This is a genomic window from Mycobacteriales bacterium (assembly GCA_030697205.1).
Taxonomy (GTDB): Bacteria; Actinomycetota; Actinomycetes; order Mycobacteriales; family SCTD01; genus JAUYQP01.
Genome location: JAUYQP010000044.1, coordinates 28,570 through 45,914 on the forward strand (window position 1 = coordinate 28,570; position 17,345 = coordinate 45,914).

Genomic DNA, 17,345 nt, shown 5'->3' on the forward strand with positions numbered 1-17,345 from the left:
AGGAGCCGCTGTGCACCCGATCGGGTATCTCGTCGCGGACTTGTGCGGGTTAGCACCGAAAGGTCAGGCAACCCCGCAGTCACATCCGCGTTGCTCCGTGTCGTGACAAGGTGTGCCACCCAGCAGCGTGATCGGGAGGCATGGCGTGGCACAGGGGCACCTGGACCGGTTGACGAGCATCGACGCGGGCTTCCTCCACATGGAGGAGGGCGGCGCCCACATGCACATCGGGGCGCTCGGGGTATTCGAGGGACCGGCGCCGTCGATCGAGGCCTTCCGCGCGCACATCGACGCCCGCCTGCCGCGGCTCCCGCGCTACCGCCAGCGGGTGCAGGAGATGCCGCTCGGCACCGGCCGCCCGCTGTGGGTGGAGGACAGCACGTTCCGACTGGAATACCACGTCCGCCACACCGCCCTGCCTGTACCGGGGTCGCAGCGTGAGCTGCTCAACCTCGTCGACCGCGTGATCGGGCAGCGCCTGGACCGCAGCAAGCCGCTGTGGGAGATGTGGCTCGTCGAGGGACTCGCTGCGGTCGACGGGGAGAGTCGCTGGGCGATCGTCGCGAAGACCCACCACGCGATGATCGACGGCGTCAGCGGCGTCGACCTCATGACGGTGCTGTTCGACCTCGAGCGCGACGTCGTCGACCCCGAGCCGCCCCCCTGGACGGCGGAGTCGACGCCCGGGTCGCTCGACCTGCTGGCCGCGGGCGCGAAGGGCATTGTGCGCAACCTCGTCGAGCTCGGCGGCCGGGGCCTCGCGCTGGCGACCAGCCCGAAGGAGGGCCTGCGGTCGGCCACCGACGCGGTGACCGCTGTGGTCGAGGCGGCCAAGCCGCTCGTCGACGCCGCGCCGAAGACGCTGCTCAACCGCAAGCCCGGTCCCCACCGCCTCGTCGCGATCGTCGACACCGACCTCGCCGACTACAAGCGGGTGAAGGCGTCCTCGGGCGGCGCGACCGTCAACGACGTCGTGCTCACTGCCGTCGCCGGTGCGCTGGGTCGCTTCCTCGCCGAGCGCGGCACGGACACCGACGGCCTGGTGCTGCGCGCCTGCGTCCCTGTGTCGCTGCGACCGGAGGCCAAGAAGGGCGCGCTCGGCAACGAGATCGCCATCATGAACGCGCCGCTGCCGGTCGGCACCAAGGACCCGGTGGAGCGCCTCGTGCAGGTGCGGGCCGGCATGGAGCACCTCAAGTCCGGCAAGCAGGCGGAGGGCGCGAAGGTCCTCACCTCCATCGAGAACGCCCTGCCGCCGGCGGTGCTCGCGCGCGCCTCGCGCCTGGGCTTCTCGAGCCGGCTCTACAACCTGCTCGTCACCAACGTGCCCGGCCCGCAGATCCCTATCTACCTGCTCGGTCGGCAGCTCGAGGAGCTCGTCCCGCTCGCCTTCCTCGCCCCCGAGCACACCCTCGCGATCGGCATCATGAGCTACCACGGGCGCGTCACCTACGGCCTCGTCGCCGACGCCGACCACGTGCCCGACGTCGACCGGCTGGCGCACCTGCTGCGCGAGTCGCTCGCCGAGCTGGTGGACACCGCGTCATGACGGTCTTCCTGCTCGGTGGCGCGCAGACCGACTTCGCCCGCAACTACGCGCGGGAGGGGCTCGACTGTAGCGACCTCGTGCGGGAGGTCGTGGAGGGCACCCTCGCCGACGCGGCCGTCGACGCCGAGCAGGTGCAGACCGTCCACGTCGGCAATGCGTTCGGCCAGCTCTTCACCGGTCAGGGCCACCTCGGCGCGATGCCGGCCACGGTCGTGCCCGGCCTGTGGGGCGCGCCCGCGAGCCGGCACGAGGGAGCCTGCGCGTCGGGCAGCCTCGCGCTGCTCGCGGCGTCGGCCGAGATCGAGGCAGGTCGCTACGACGTCGCCCTCGTCGTCGGTGTCGAGCAGGAGCGCAGCGTCCCCGGCGACGAGGCCGCGCGGCTGCTGCGGGCGGCGGCCTGGGTCGGTCACGAGGACGACGACGTCCCCTTCGTGTGGCCGCACCAGTTCGCCCGCGTCGCCGAGGAGTACGACCGCCGCTTCGGCCTCGACCACGCCCACCTCGCGGGGATCGCCGAGCTCAACCACCGCAACGCCAAGGACAACCCCTACGCCCAGACCCGCACCTGGACCGTCGCGGACTTCGGCGAGGACGACGAGCGCAACCCCGTGGTCGCAGGCGTCGTACGCCGCAGCGACTGCAGCCAGGTGACCGACGGCGGCGCGGGCCTCGTGCTCGCCGGTGCGGAGTTCGCGACCGAGTGGGCCCGCCGCCACGGTCGGGACCTCGCGACCGTCCCCCGGCTGCTCGGCTGGGGCCACCGCACGGTCGGGCTACCGCTCGAGGACAAGCTCCGGCGCAGCGCGTCGTCGTCGTACGTCCTGCCGCACGTCCGTGAGGCGTTCCTCGATGCCCTGCGCCGGGCCGGGCTGCCCGACGTCTTCGCGCTCGACGGGGTCGAGACCCACGACTGCTTCTCGCCGAGCGAGTACCTCGCGATCGACCACCTCGGCATCACCGCCCCGGGGGAGAGCTGGAAGGCCGTGGAGTCCGGGACGCTGGAGCGCGACGGCGAGCTGCCCGTCAACCCCAGCGGCGGCCTCATCGGTCTCGGCCACCCGGTCGGTGCGACCGGCGTGCGGATGGCGCTCGATGCCGTGCGGCAGGTCACCGGGACCGCCGGCGGCTGCCAGGTCGAGGGCGCCCGCGCCTTCGGCACCCTCAACATCGGTGGCTCCACCACGACCACCGTGAGCCTGCTGATCGGAGTCTGACGTGACCGCTGTCCAGGTGTCCGCGCCGTTGTCGACGCTGCCCGCGACCGACGACCACCCCTACCGCAGCGGGGCGTGGCAGCCCAACCTCGCGGAGTGGGACGCGACCGACCTCGAGGTGATCGAGGGCGACATACCGACGGACCTCGAGGGCGTCTACCTGCGCAACACCGAGAACCCCGTCCACCCCTCGATCGGCGTCTACCACCCCTTCGACGGCGACGGGATGCTGCACCAGCTGCACCTCGCCGACGGCACCGCGTCCTACCGCAACCGCTTCGTGCGGACCGCCGGATTCCTTGCCGAGCAGGAGGCGGGCGGCCCGCTGTGGACCGGGATGCTCGATATGCCGGCCAACTCGCTGCGGCCCGACGGCTGGGGCGCGCGCACCCGGATGAAGGACGCGAGCTCGACCGACGTCGTGGTGCACAACGGGCAGGCGCTGACCAGCTTCTGGATGTGCGGCGAGCTCTACGCCCACGACCGGCTCACCCTCGAGCCGCGCGGCACCCTGCCGTGGGTGCCCGAGGAGGGGATCAGCGCCCACACCAAGGTCGACGAGCGCACCGGCGAGATGCTGGTCTTCAACTACTCGAAGCAGGCGCCCTACATGCACTACGGCGTGGTCAGCGCCGCGGGCGAGCTGGTCCACTGGATCGACGTGCCGCTGCCCGGGCCGCGGCTCCCGCACGACATGGCCTTCACCGAGTGCTACTCGATCCTCAACGACCACCCGCTGTTCTGGGACCCGCAGCTGCTCACCTCCGACATCCACCTGCCGCGGTTCTACCCCGACCTGCCGATGCGCCTCGCGGTGGTGCCGCGCTTCGGCCGCACCGAGGACATCCGCTGGTTCGAGTGCGAGGCCACCTACGTCCTGCACTGGATCAACGCCTACGAGGACGGCGACGAGATCGTGCTCGACGGCTTCTTCCAGGGCAACCCCGCGCCGCGCCGGCAGGCCGGTGACGACGAGTGGAAGGCCTTCTACCGCCACATCGACCTCAACCGGCTCGAGGCGCGGCCGCGCCGCTACCGGCTCAACCTCGTCACCGGGGCGGTGAAGGAGGAGGACCTGTCGGACCGCTACATGGAGTTCGGGATGATCAACGGCGGCCACGGCGGGCGGCCCTACCGCTACGCCTACTGCGCCACCGGCGTGCCGGGCATGTTCGCCTTCGACGGCCTCGTGAAGCAGGACATGGTCACCGGCGCCGAGCAGCGGGTGTCCTTCGGCGAGGGTCGCATCGGCAGCGAGGCGCCCTTCGCGCCGCGCACCGGCTCCACCGCCGAGGACGATGGCTACCTCGTGACCTTCGTGTCCGACCTGACGACCGACACCAGCGAAGCCGTGCTGCTCGACGCCCGCGACCTGTCGACGGTCTGCCGACTGCGGCTGCCGCACCGCATCTCGAGCGGCACCCACTCCTTCTGGTCGCCTACCAGTGGACGCCCTTGAGGACGTGCGCGAGGGCGAGCTGCTCGCCGGACAGCCGCGGGTCCTCCGCCGGCTCGTCCGACCCACCAGCCGATGCCGAGCCCTTGGCAGCGGTCGAGTCGGGGAAGGCCTTGTAGGCCAGGTGCAGCACCTGGTCGGCGACCTTCGGGGCGACCGCGTAGAGGACCTCGGCGGCGGTGCCGAGCCGGGTGTTGATGCTCTTCGGGCGTGAGCGCAGCGCCTCGCAGACCATCGCGCCGGCCTCCTCGGGCGTGATCGCGGGGAAGGCGTCGTACATCTTGGTGGGGGCGATCATCGGGGTCCGCACCAGCGGCATGTGGATGGTCGTGAAGGTGACGCCGTGGCCGAGGGTCTCGGCCGCCGCGATGCGCGAGTAGGCGTCGAGCGCGGCCTTCGAGGCGACGTACGCCGAGAACCTCGGCGCACCGGTCTGCACCCCGATGGACGACACGTTGACGACGTGACCGAAGCGCTGCGCCGTCATGCCGGGAAGCAGCCCGGTGATGAGGCGCACCGCCCCGAAGTAGTTGAGCTGCATGGTGCGCTCGAGGTCGTGGAAGCGGTCGTAGGACAGCTTGATGCTGCGCCGGATCGAGCGGCCCGCGTTGTTGACGAGGAAGTCGACGCCGCCGTGGGCCTCGTTGACGTCCTTGACGAGGGTGTCGATCGCCTCGAGGTCCGACAGGTCGCAGGTGTGGACGTGGCAGGTGCCGCCGGCCTCGGTGATCTCCTGCTGCACCTCGAGCAGCTTGTCGAGCGTGCGGGCCACGATGATCGGGATGCCGCCGGCCGCGGCGATCTGGTGGGCCGCCGCCGCGCCGATGCCCGACGAGCCGCCGGTGATGAGGACCCGCTTGCCCTCGATCGCGGCCCGCAGCGAGCGGTCCCTGTGCAGGTCGGGGTCGAGGCGGCGCTCCCAGAAGTCCCAGAGCCGCCAGGCGTAGTCCGCGAGCGGCGGCACCGCGATGCCGCTGCCGGCCAGCGCCCGCTCCGCGTCGCGGGTGTCGAACTGCGGCACCAGCGCCATGTGGCCGACGACCTCGTCGGGAATGCCGAGGTCGGCGAGGAAGGACCGCCGCGCCTCGGCGAGCTGCCCTCGCGGAACAAGCCCTTGTGCTCACCCGCGACGGCGATGGACGAGACGTGGTGCAGGGTCGCGCCGAGGGCGTTGGCGAGCTCGACGGCGTGGCGGGTGTCGGCGACGTTGCTCGTCTCGTTGTCCAGTTCGGCAGTGGCGGCGCTGGCCGTCATGTCGTAGAGCGCGGCGAGGTGGAAGACCTCGGTGACGCCGGCGAGCCCTGCGGGATCGACCCCGAGCATCGGCTCGGCGAGGTCACCGACGACCGGCTTCACCCGCGGGTCGTCGAACAGCGCGGCCAGCTTGTCGACCGACTGCGCGCGGACCAGGACGTGCACGTCGCCCTCGCGCTGCAGCAGTCGCGCCACCAGGCGCTTGCCGATGAACCCGGTGGCTCCGGTCACGAAGTACGTCACGACATGCTCCCTCGTCGTCGAGGTCGCCTTCCTACACCCGCGGCTACCTCCGCGTGGGGCCTCCGAGCAGCGCATCGAGCGCCCGCGCCGTCCCGGGGTTGGGGGCGAAGAGCTCCGCCGCGCTCGGCAGCACCGGCGTTGGCCGCTCCTCGTCCTCGTCGAGACCTACGCCGGGAGGCTCCTGCGGGCCGGCCGCCGGCAGCGCTGCCGGCGCGACCGCGGGTGCCGCTGCGCCGGTGGCGGCGGTCTCGACGGCGCGCGCGAGCAGGAGGCGCCGGGCCTCGAGCCGTGCCTCGTCGAGGTCGACGGACCTGTCGAGCAGCGAAGCGGTCGGGCACGGCGTCGGCAGCCCGCAGCCGCGGCACGTGCCGCCGGGTCCGGGCTCGTGCAGGGTCGCGGCGGTGGCGAGCACGCCGGTGGCGGCGTCGCCCTCGCGGGCGCGCGCGACGAGGTCGGCGAGCATCGCGTCGTAGACGGGGGTGGGGTCGAGGCTGGCGCTCACCGGCACCAGCCAACCAGATGTCGGACGGTCCCTGGGCGATCCCCGGCCGAGGTGCCCCGAGCCCGGGTCGTCAGCACCGCCGAGAGTCGTCCTTGCGGCCAGACCTGCTGGTCAATTGTGATGGTGTTCGGCGCTGGCGCTGGCGCTCCGCAGGGCAGCGCGACACGGTGAGGGCACGGGCCCGGGGCCCTGGTTGACGTCCGGCGCGCGTGTGTCCGGCGGAGCCGCACGACGCGCGGGCGACGGCCCGGGAGGAGACGTCATGACGCTCGGCAGCCGAGGCCAGCGCGGTCCCGACGGCAGGACGGGCCCGGGTGTCCCGCGCCGTCGCCTCGTCCTGCTCGGCACCGTCGGTGCGGCGCTGGTGACCGGTGCCGTGATGGCCCTGGCCGTCTCGCCCACCCCTGACCCACCCACCGTGACCTCGGTCGTCCCCTCGGCCACCTACACGACGCTGACAGTCGCGCTCTCGCAGCCGCTGCACGCCTCGGTCTCCGGCACGACCACGACCCCGCTCGTCTCGCCCTCGGCGTGGTCGGTCCGCACAGGCGCGAGGCGCGTGGCCCCGACGGCGGTGACGGGCAGCTCCTCGTCGTACGTCCTGACCGTCCCGACGGGGGAGGTGACCCCCAACGTCTCGGCGGTCGTCATCCCGGGCGGCACGGCCGTTGACGCGACCGGCGCGGTGGTGTCCGCGGAGCTGTCGAAGGTCGTGCCGCTCACGGCGGCTGACGCCCGGCGACCCCTGAGCGCTCTGAGCGCGGTGCAGGTGGACGGCAAGGCCTTCGGACCGTTGCCCTTCGTCGGCACGTGGTTCCAGAACGTCGCACCGGTGGCGGGTCCGTCGACGGTGGTCGTGCCGGACGCGGTGCCGGGAGCGACCGAGCCGCCGCCGCTGTCCGCGACCGCGCGGCTGGCGTCCACGCCGCGACCGCTGACCGCCCTGCTCCCGACGCTCGCGGACGCGATCACCCTCGCCGGGCAGGCCACGACGCAGGACGGTGTGGCTGCCGCGCTCACGGCGGTCCCGGGCATCGGTGCGGTGACCTTCAGCGGGTCCGACATCACGATGGCCTTCGATCCGTCGGAGTCGAGCGGGCGGCGCAGTTCCACGCAGCTCACGACGGTGTCCGCGCTGCCCTACGCCGTGGACGGCACGACGACCTTCGACCTGCACCTGCGCGGCTCGCTGACCCTCACGTCCGGTGCGACGACGGGACCGGTGCTGAAGGCGATCGACCTGAGCATGGAGCCGCGCTCCCTCACCCTCCCGGGCACCGCCCGCATCGGCATGGTGACGGTGACCCCCGAGCAGGCGGTCGTGGTGGACACCCTCTCGGCCAAGGTCGTCTGCGCGACGTCCTGCAGCACCGGCAGCACCGGCAGCACCACATCCTCGGTGAGCGGCTCCCTGCGCCTAGACCTGAGCGCGGTGTCCTACGACGACAGCGCAGCCGCCGTGACGCGCGTCGCGCTCACCACCGGCACCTCGCCGCTGGGCGTGCAGTGGAGCCCCGCGACCTGGGACCTCGCGGGTCTGGTCGCCCTCACCGACGAGACCTCCGCGGCCAGCCTGGCCCTGCTCGCGACGACCACACCGGTCGTCACAGGCGACTCCGCCTTCCGGGCCGCCGAGCTGCCGCAGTTCGCGACGCTCGACACCCGCGCCTTCGTCATGGGCCTGGAGTGGGTCGGGTCCTGGCTGCGCTCGCTCGACGGGGTCGAGGGCTTCGGCACCGAGCTGCCGGCCGTCGGCCTGACCGTCGGTGACGTCCTCGCGCTGTCCGACCAGGTCGGGGCCGAGGTCACCGGGCTGATCGAGGAGCTCGAGGGCGACGGCACGACGGCGGGTCGGCGCGACCCGTCGGCGCAGGACCTCGTCGCCACGCTGTGCCGGAGCGGCCTCATGACCTGCGGCACAGCCGGTGCGCTCGAGGGGCTGACCGTCACCCCGGACGCCATCACCTACGACGTGCGGCTGTCGGTCTGCCGGGTGCTCTTCGAGGACGCCGGCACCTGCACGACCCCGACGGGGGTCGCTGCCGGCGACGCCGGGCCGACCCTCGACCTCGCCGTCGGCGACGACATGACGCGCTCCGCCGACCTCGGGCCGCTTGGGGGCATCAGCACCACGTTGAGCGCCGGCACCTGGAAGGGCACCGCGTCGGCGACGCTCGCCTTCCAGCTCCGCATGGACCTGCGGACCAAGGAAGAGATCAAGACGGCGCTCGGGCTCACCGAGGCGCAGGCTGTGGTCGACCCCGGCCACCCGGCGCGCGACTGGATCGTCCCCGGCGACCTGTGCCGCGGGGTCGCGCTCGGCATCCTGCCCGGCTACAGCACGACGGCCTTCGCCTCGGCCAACAAGGTGCTGAGCGACGGCGAGCCGACCGCCGCGTGCGACACGCTCGCGTGGACCGACGGCGGCAAGGTCCTGCTGCCCGGGGTCGACGACGCCGCCGACACAGCTCACACCGTCACCGACGAGGAGGTCTGTCGGGGAGTCGGGCTCAAGCACGCCCGCGCGCTGCCGGACTTCCTCGCGGACAACCCGTCGCTCGCCGGCACGACAGCCGCCCCGACCGTGCCCGTGACCGCGTGCGCGGCCCTGGCCAAGCAACACCTGCTGGCCGCGTCGACAGCGGCGCGGGAGGCCCTGCCGTCGTTCGTCTACTACGTCCCGCCGCCCGGCGCGCCGCTCTCGATCGGCCACCGCCTCTCCATCTCCGGGCTGGGCACAGAGCCGCTGGCCGCAGCGTCGGTCGGCATCACCGGCACCGGGCTCGGCGGCACGGCGCAGCTCGGCCTGCTCGACCTCGGGCTGACGGGCAGCGCCACGGTCTTGCCGACGGTGGCGCTCACCCTTACCAACACCACGGGCAAGCCGCTGACCCTCGCGGGGATGGCCTCGGCCGCGGACGCGGCGAAGGCAGAGACCCCGCCCACCGGCCCGGCGTCCCTGACCGGGCTGGTCGACGCCTCGCTCGGCGGCTCGATGGCCGTCGACCTCCGGCTCGCCAACGCGCTCGCCTTCCCGACCGCGCCCGCGCAGTTCCGGCTGCAGGGCGACGTGGCCGACCTCGTCCGGCCGACGACCATCACGGTGGACGGCAGCTGCGCCGACCTCACCTCGGGCGAGACCGGCCTGTGCTACTCCCTCGGCGAGTGGACGGGCCTGCGCTCCACGACGCCGGCCCAGGTCGTGCGGATGGTCACTGGCCTGCTCGACCGCCTCGCCGGCGTGACGAGCACCGGCGACGCCGCCTTCGAGCTGCCCTTCGTCGGGGTCTCGGTGCAGGACCTGGTCGCGTTCGACGCCAAGCTCCGCGTTCTGGCCGAGACCGTAGAGGGCCTGGACCCGCAGAGCCTCACGGCCCTGCAGGCAGCCCTCGCCGCCGGCCTCGTGAGCGCCGGCCTCCCGGCCGAGCTGGTCACCGTCGACATCCAGGCCTACGCAGGCAAGCGCGCACTTCTCGTCGCCGTGCCGCTCAGCGTCGAGGAGTCTGCGTCGTACCCCTTCAGCTTCGACGTCGGCTTCGGCGACGACGGACCCCTACCCGTCCGGATCGCGCCGTCGGACGGCGGCGCGCAGCTCACCGCGCAGGGCAGTGCGAGCTTCACCCCGACCCTGGGGCTGATGCTCGACGGCGCGGCCACCGACCCGCTGGACGACCGTCTCTTCCTCGCGGTCGACGAGGCCACGGACCCGACGCTGTCCGGGACCGTCTCGGCCGACGTGGCCGGCGACGTGACGTTCGGCCCGCTGTCGACCGACGTCAGCGGTCGCGTCGAGGCGACGCCTTCGGTGACGGTCGCGCTGTCTGCGCTCGGCACCGACGGTCGGCTCACCCTGAGCCGCTTGAGCGACCTGCTCGTCGACGGGGCCGGCTCCTCGCTCACCTGGGGGGGAGCGCTCTCCGTCGACGCGGCCATCGGCGGCCCCGCCGGACCGCTCGAGCTCGCCTGGAGCGCCGACCTCGCCGACCTGGTCGACGGCGGGACGGGCACCTTCGCCCCCGGCAAGAGCCCGGCCGACTGGGAGCTCGCCGGCCTCACGCTCGACCTCGAGACGCTGGTGCGCGGGACGTCGCAGACCAGCCGCTTCGTCGGCCGGGCACTGGCGAGCAGTGACGCGCTGTCGACGAGCCTGCCGCTGGTCGGCGACGAGCTCGCCAAGCTCTCGCAGGTGGGTAAGGACCTGCAGGCGTTCTCCACGGCGGTCGACGAGCTCTGGGCCACTGTCGAGGAGGAGCAGGGGCCGTTCGTCGACGGCATCAACGACACCCTCCAGGAGGAGGTGTGCGCGCCGCTGGCCGTTGCAGGGACCTGCGAGATCGCGCTGCGCCTCTACGACGACGACGGCGAGGAGGTGGAGATCGGCAACGCCACCCGCGTCGAGCTGGGGCTCACCCTCGAGCAGCAGTACCTCCGCACGCTCGACACCCCCAAGCTGCTCGACGTGCCGGGCTTCGAGCTCGACACCCGCGCGAACCTCGAGGTCACGGCCGGCTACCGGCTCGGCCTGACCCTCGGGCTCAGTCTCGCTGACGGCTTCTACGTCAAGGGCTTCGACCTCGACGGCGAGGACGAGGCCACGCGCCTGCTGGAGATCTACGGCAAGGCGACCCTGCAGCACAGCCGCGCCGAGCTCGACGCCGCAGGCGGCTCGGGCAGCGCCTCCGACCGCAGGGGCCTCAAGGTCGGTGGCGTCACCGTCTTCACCCTGGAGGAGATCGACCTCGGGCTGACCGGCACCCTCGGCCCGGACGGCACCAACGCCGCCGGCTTCGCCCTGGACATGCCGAGCGCGCTGACGCTGAGCGACATCACCAGCCGCCGCCGCACCCTCGACAGCATCTTCGAGCCGCGCATCAGCGTCGCGGCGACGGCGAAGATCGTCATCCAGACACCGGACGACCTCGCCAAGGAGGTCCCCGTCCTGCGCTTCCCGGTCCACTTCGACTGGACCGTCGACGCGGTCCTCGCCAAGGGCCTCGAGCTGCCCTCGCCCAACCTCTCGATCGGCAAGGCCGACGAGGACTCGTTCGTCGCCATCGACGCCTCGGGCCTGCTCGAGGGCGTGGTCAAGCCCGCGCTGGTGGAGCTCAACAAGTACAACCCGGTCGCGCAGGCCAAGCCGGTCCGCGACGCGCTCAACACCGAGATCCCCGTCGTCGACCAGACGGTCCGCTCGATGCTCGACGTCGCCCTGTCCGGCGACGCGTCGTGGAAGCTGTTCGGCTTCCTGCTCGACCTCGACGAGGTGGCCACCAGCCTGAAGGACGACCCGACGCCCATGGCCAAGGGCACCTTCGTCGACCTGGGCGGCTACACCGTCCTGCCGAAGGCGGAGTCGGGCTTCTTCGAGCCGGAGACGGGCGGGGTCTGGGCCGTCCCGGAGCTGGCCTTCATCCGCGAGCTGATCGGGACCCTGTCGAGCTCGGCGGGCGGGTCGAAGACCTTCACGCCGCCCGCGCCCAAGGTTCCGGCGAAGCCGGGCGCACCGCGGGTCAGCACCGGTGGGCCGGCGACCACGACCTTCGCGGGCACGCCGCCCAAGCGGCCGTCGTTCGGGCAGATCGTCAGCATGCCGATCCTGGACAACCCGATGTCGGCCGCGACGCTGCTCTTCGGCGGCGAGGTCGACCCGGTCAGCTTCATCGAGATCGCCCCTCCGCCGGTCGACTTCGGGCTGAGCATCAAGTTCTCCCGCACGCTGTTCAAGCTCGACGTCGCCTTCCTCGAGGCCGAGCTGTCCGTCGGTCTGGAGGGAGCGGTCGGCGTCGTCCTGCGCGTCGGTGTCGGCTACAGCTCGCACGGCCTCACCAGTGGCAACCCCGTCAACGGCCTCTACCTCGTCGACGCCTACGACGGAGAGCGCGACCTGCCGCTGATCGCTCTGGGCGGGCGCGTCTCCGCCCGGGTCGACGGCCGCTTCGCGGTGCTCGGCATCGCCGAGGCCACCTTCAGCGGGTCGGGCTACGTCCGGCTCGAGGGCGGCCTCGACCTCTACGACGAGTCGCCCGCGATCCCGGAGGCGGGCCGCGGCGACGGGATGTTCCACGTCGACGAGATGGCACGCGTCATCAAGGGACACCGCATCGACGGCCCGGAGGCGAGCCTCGCCGACGCCTTCTGCATCTTCCGGCCGACGGTCCAGCTCGAGGCCGGCCTGGCCTTCGGTGGCTCCGCCACGGTCGCGGGCATCAAGGTGTGGAGCGGCTCGTGGGCGCAGGACTGGGTGCTCGTCGACGAGTCCATCACCTGCCCTGAGGCGCCTCGGGTGGCGCAGCTGGAGGAGCGCCGGCTCATCCTCAACGCCGGTCCCTACGCCGCTGACCGGCTCGACGGCAGGACCATCGCCGACGAGGGCTTCACGGTTGACCTCTGGACCGACACGACGGGGTCCGAGGGGAAGAGGGGCACGCAGTACCTCAGGGTCAGCGGCGCCGCGGGCCTGGCGGGCTCGACCTATGACGCGATGCTGTTCGCGGTCGACGCGGTCGAGGAGATCTACGCCGACCTCGGTCCGGGCGCCGACACCGTCACCATCTCCACCGACGTCACCACCCCGGCCAACGTCTTCGGGGGTGCCGGCAACGACACGCTCAAGGGCGGTGGCGGCGACGACCTGCTCGACGGCGGCACAGGGACCGACCGCATCGAGACCCGCGCCGGCAACGACACCGTCGTCATCGGTGCCGACGGGACGGGCCCGCGCGACGTCACCTCGGGCAACGGGCTCGGCAGCTGCGCGACCGGCTGCAACGTGGTCGTCCTCGGCAGCGGCGACGACCTGGTCCGCGGTGGCCCGTCGGCCGTCGTCTACCAGCCCGCTCCAGGTGGCTACGGCAACGACCGCATCGAGCACGAGGGCACCTCGATGGTGCTCGACCTCGGGACCTCGAGCGCGGGCGTGACCGGTGTGGTCGACGGCCTCGGCGGCCGCTTCACCTCCTCGGCAGGCGTGATCGAGACCAGCGACCCGACCTCGATGGCCCGGCTGCTCGGGTCGACGGGCGCCGACGACTTCAGGGTCCTCGACGGCCCCGTCGGGATGTACGTCGACGGCGGCCCCGGCACAGACATCGTCACCGTCGAGACCAACGGCAACGACCGCACCGTGCGCGCCCACGACTACGGCGCCGACGACGGCGCCAAGGCCGACACACTGGTGGTCCAGGGGACGACCGGGACCGACAAGATCCTGCTGCGGGCCCGCGTCAAGGGGCAGGCCATCACCGGACCTGACCGTGGCGGTGCGGCCTCCAAGGCCGACGAGGGCGTCGTCGCCGTGCTGAGCCGCGACGCAGCCAACACGAAGGCCCTGTCGCCCACCGCGCCATCCCAGGCCCCGGGCGGCCCGGTGCCGGTGTCGCACTCCTACACCGGTACGGCCAGCGCGACGCAGCTGGTCTTCTACGACAGCTCCTTCAAGGGCCTGCTGGTCGACGGCGTCGCCGGCGAGGACGACGTGTCGCTCGACGACGTCGCCACCGCCACGACCATCCAGGGCGGCCGCGGCTCCGGCACGGTCGGCAGCCACTTCCAGGTCGGGCAGATCTTCGGCTGGAACGCCGACACCATCACCCCGGCCACCGCAGCGGGGGTGGCGGCAGTGCGGACCCCGACCTCGCCGTCCAGCCCGGTCGGCTCGCTCACCGAGGGCCCCTGGGGCGACGACCAGTTCCGCTACCGCGAGTCGATCCGGGGCTGGCTGTCCTACGGCATCAGCCACCCGACGACCGTCACGGGCGGCGACGCCAACGACGAGTTCACCGTCTACAGCAACAGGGACACGCTGACCCTCGAGGGCGGCGGCGGGGACAACACCTTCACGCTGCGCTCCTTCATCTCCAACGGCTCCATCAAGGCGACCGGCGGCGACGGCAACGACACCTTCAAGTACGACTTCGAGTACGTCGCGAACAACGAGGTGGCCGTCGACGGCGGCGCGGGCTTCAACACCTTCGTGGCCATCGGCACCGAGCTGCAGGACGGCTTCACGGTCACGCCGACCGGCGTCTCAGTCTGCGTGCCGAGCAGCACGGCCCCCGGTGTCTCCGCCCTCGACCCTCGGCTGACCCGCTCCTCGACTCTCGACGAGGCGGCGATCGCGGCAGGCGGACTGGCCGGGACACCTGGCCTCCGAGCGCTGCCCCGCCAGCCCGACCGTGGAGCACCCGTGTCGGCGAGTGGCGCGTGCGCCATCGACAGCGCGGCGACCAACGTCCAGCGCTACGTGCTCTACGGGCTGCAGGGCAACGACGTCTTCTGGGTCCGCGGCGCCCCGAGCGGCTCGGAGACCTACCTCATCGGCGGTGAGGACGGATCGTCCTACGTCGTCGGTGATGCCGGTGACCTGAGCAAGGTCGACGGGACGGTCGAGGTCGTCGCCGACCTGCGCAACCTGTCGCCCGCGGCGGAGCGCGCTCTTGCCTCGGTCGACCTCGCCTTCCCCGAGCCGCTGCTGCTCGCCGGCGACGTGGCCTACAGCCCGGTCGACGCGCTGATTCCCGGCGACGCGGTGGACAAGACCGCGAAGCACACGGCCTACGTCGACGGCTCGGCCATGACAGCGGGTCAGTCCGGGACGATCAGGCGGGAGGGCACCGGACCGACCGCTGGCATCCGCATCGCGGGCCTGACCGACGCCGCTCCGGAGACCTTCGCGCTCGCCGAGCTCGGCCCTGACGGGAGTCCGCGCAGCTACATCGTGCAGGGCGGCATCGGCCTGCGCGGCCTCGACCGGCTGCGGGTCGTCCTCGGCTCGGGCGCCGACGTGCTGGAGGCGGTCGGCACTCATGCGGCGTACTCCCTGCCGGCAGAGGCGCCCTACGCCGCCACTGCCCGCGAGGGTCGCACCGAGGTCCACACCGGTGGTGGGGCAGACCGGGTGCAGCTCGACGCCGTCGACGGCCCGACCTGGGTCTGGACCGACGGAGGTGGCGGCACCGTCCGCGCAGGCAGCGGGACCGCGGTCGGCGTGACTGCGCCGCTCGAGGTCTACGGCGGTGACGGCGTCGACGTCGTCGAGGTCGACTCCGGGTCCCGCACCGTGCCCGTGCGGGCCGATGTCGACCTGCGCACGGCCCGGCCGCGCTCGTGGGGTGGCGTCCTGACGATGGCCGACCTCGCCGAGGTGACAGGCCTCGAGATGGCGGCGCCGGTCCGCCACGACGCCTCGGTCGACGTCCTGCGGATCAAGACGGGGACGGCGGCGGACGACGTCAACGTGCGCGGCACCCTGGCCGGTTCGACCGAGCTCCGGACCTCGGCTGCCGACGACCGCGTCTTCGTCAGCAGCGCGGAGCCCCGAGTGCTGGGTGCGCCCGTCCCCGGCCTGCTGCGCGGGACCCTCGACGACATCCGGGGCGGCGTCGACCTGGACGCTGCCGGCGGCGAGAACCTGCTCATGGTCAGCGACAGGGACAGCACGGTCGGGCGGACCGCCACGGCGACGGACCGGAGCCTCGCCGTCACGGGCCTGGGTGTGGTGACCTACACCGCGACCGAGGGCAGCTTTGCGCAGGGCGTCACGACGTGGCTCGGTGCGCAGGCGGACACCGTCTCCCTCACCGGCGCGCGGCGTGACGGTGCGGACCGGGCGGTCCTGGCCTGGGAGGGCCGCAGCGGGACCGGTGCGGTCCGCACGACCAGCACCCTCAACACGGGGGCAGGCAACGACGTGGTGACCGTGGGCCTCGGCGCCGACCAGGGCGTCCTCGTGGTCAACCTCGAGCAGGGCGACGACAGCCTGCTCGGCGCAGGCTCGGTGCTCGGCTTCACCGCCTTCGGCGGTGACGGTGCCGACCGCCTGCAGGGCGGGGCCGGAGACGACCTGGTCTTCGGCGACTGGGGCCACGTCGACTACCGCGGCGCCGACGGGTCGCTGACCGGCGTCCTGGGAGTGCCAGACCGGATGGACCTGGTGTCCCGGGTCGCGACGGCTCCCCGCACGGTCGAGACGTGCACGGCGCAGCCCACCGCGGAGGCGTGCGCGGTCGCACGCGTCGACGTGGCCGGTGCGAAGGACCACGGGCTGGCCGCGCCCGTCCGCAACTGGATCTCGGTCGGTGCCGGTGACGACGTGGCCTTCGGTGGTGGCGGCGCTGACTGGTTCGACGCTGCCGGCGGCCGCAACGCCCTCGTGGGTGACCACGGCCGGCTGCGGAGGGTCACTCCCGCAGAGCTCGGCGGTGCGCGACGGGTCACGACCTCCGACGGTGCCTTCTCCGTCGCCGTCCTCGAGGAGTCGTTCGGCTACGACGTCGAGGTCCTCGACGCCCTGGGCGGCGACCGGGACGTCGTGCTCGGCGGCACCGGCCGTGACTGGGTCTTCGCCGGTCTGGGCGACGACCTCGTCAACGGCGGCGACGGCAGCGACCTCGTCTTCGGCGGTGACGGCTCGGACGTCGTCTGGGGCGGCCTCGGCGACGACCGGGTCTACGCCGGCTTCGGCGACGACCTCGTCGACCTGAAGGCGATGGCGGCCGGTCAGGGCAAGAGCAGGACGGCGACGCGCGACGGCTGGCCGATCGGCACCTGGTGGAAGGGCAGCCCCTTGGTGGGCTCGCCCGGATGGGCCGCGCTCGCGCCTGTCGCGGACACCGACCTGGTGGCGGCGACGGTCAACGGGTCCGACGTCGTCTTCGGCGGTGACGGGCCGGACGCCCTCCAGGCCGACGTCGGCGGTGCTGGACCCGTGCCCGGCGACCGGCTCGTCGACTGGAACGGCGCCTACAACGTCTTCTTCGTCTGCGAGGGCGCTTACGGCCGCGGCTACGTCCTGCGCGTGCCTAGCCCGTCGACGGTCAGGGCGCTGCAGGAGCTGGCTCGCGCCGACGGTGCGTCGGGCACCGACGGCACCCGGCAGCTCGCGATCCCGCTGTCGGGCAACAACAGCCCGACGCACGCCGCGCACCCGGGCAACAACCTCGGCTGCTGAGCGGCGACCCGCATAGGATCGAGAGCGGGAGGGCTCGCCTAGTGTCGTGCGGCATTAGTTCCTTTACATAGCCGGCGTTGGCAGTCACGATGGCTCATGCCATCTACTGCTGTGGTGGAACTGACGGAGCAAGACCGGGCGACGTTGGAGTCGTGGACGCGGTCGACGACGATGCCGGC

General features: G+C 72.7%; 6 protein-coding genes and 1 pseudogene. 4 read left to right on the forward strand and 3 right to left on the reverse strand.

Annotated elements, in window-relative coordinates:
- Positions 1-145 precede the first annotated feature (145 nt).
- Genes Q8R60_14120 through Q8R60_14130 form a run of 3 tightly spaced genes read left to right on the forward strand, consistent with a single transcriptional unit; the run spans position 146 to position 4,222 of the window.
- Positions 146-1,549: a wax ester/triacylglycerol synthase family O-acyltransferase gene (locus Q8R60_14120; GenBank protein MDP3713608.1), complete on the forward strand. Its 1,404-nt coding sequence runs from the start codon at positions 146-148 to the stop codon at positions 1,547-1,549.
- Complete coding sequence (locus Q8R60_14125; protein ID MDP3713609.1) at positions 1,546-2,763, forward strand: acetyl-CoA acetyltransferase; 1,218 nt, start codon at positions 1,546-1,548, stop codon at positions 2,761-2,763. The genes Q8R60_14120 and Q8R60_14125 overlap by 4 nt, the downstream gene beginning before the upstream one ends.
- Position 2,764: 1 nt before the next feature.
- Positions 2,765-4,222 carry a carotenoid oxygenase family protein gene (locus tag Q8R60_14130; protein ID MDP3713610.1) on the forward strand — a complete coding sequence of 486 codons (1,458 nt, stop codon included), beginning with the start codon at positions 2,765-2,767 and terminating at the stop codon, positions 4,220-4,222.
- Here the strand turns inward: Q8R60_14130 and Q8R60_14135 are convergent.
- The 3 genes and pseudogenes from Q8R60_14135 to Q8R60_14145 form a co-directional block, all read right to left on the reverse strand.
- Positions 4,203-5,249, reverse strand: a complete 1,047-nt coding sequence (locus tag Q8R60_14135; protein ID MDP3713611.1) for an SDR family NAD(P)-dependent oxidoreductase — start codon at positions 5,247-5,249, stop codon at positions 4,203-4,205. The genes Q8R60_14130 and Q8R60_14135 overlap by 20 nt on opposite strands.
- Positions 5,250-5,341: 92 nt before the next feature.
- Positions 5,342-5,791, reverse strand: a pseudogene (locus Q8R60_14140) (SDR family oxidoreductase).
- A complete protein-coding gene (locus Q8R60_14145; protein ID MDP3713612.1) occupies positions 5,760-6,218 on the reverse strand; it encodes a hypothetical protein in 459 nt (152 codons plus the stop codon). The pseudogene Q8R60_14140 and the gene Q8R60_14145 overlap by 32 nt, the downstream one beginning before the upstream one ends.
- 262 nt (positions 6,219-6,480) lie before the next feature.
- Between Q8R60_14145 and Q8R60_14150 the strand changes: the two genes are divergently transcribed.
- Complete coding sequence (locus tag Q8R60_14150) at positions 6,481-17,166, forward strand: hypothetical protein (GenBank protein ID MDP3713613.1); 10,686 nt, start codon at positions 6,481-6,483, stop codon at positions 17,164-17,166.
- Positions 17,167-17,345 lie beyond the last annotated feature (179 nt).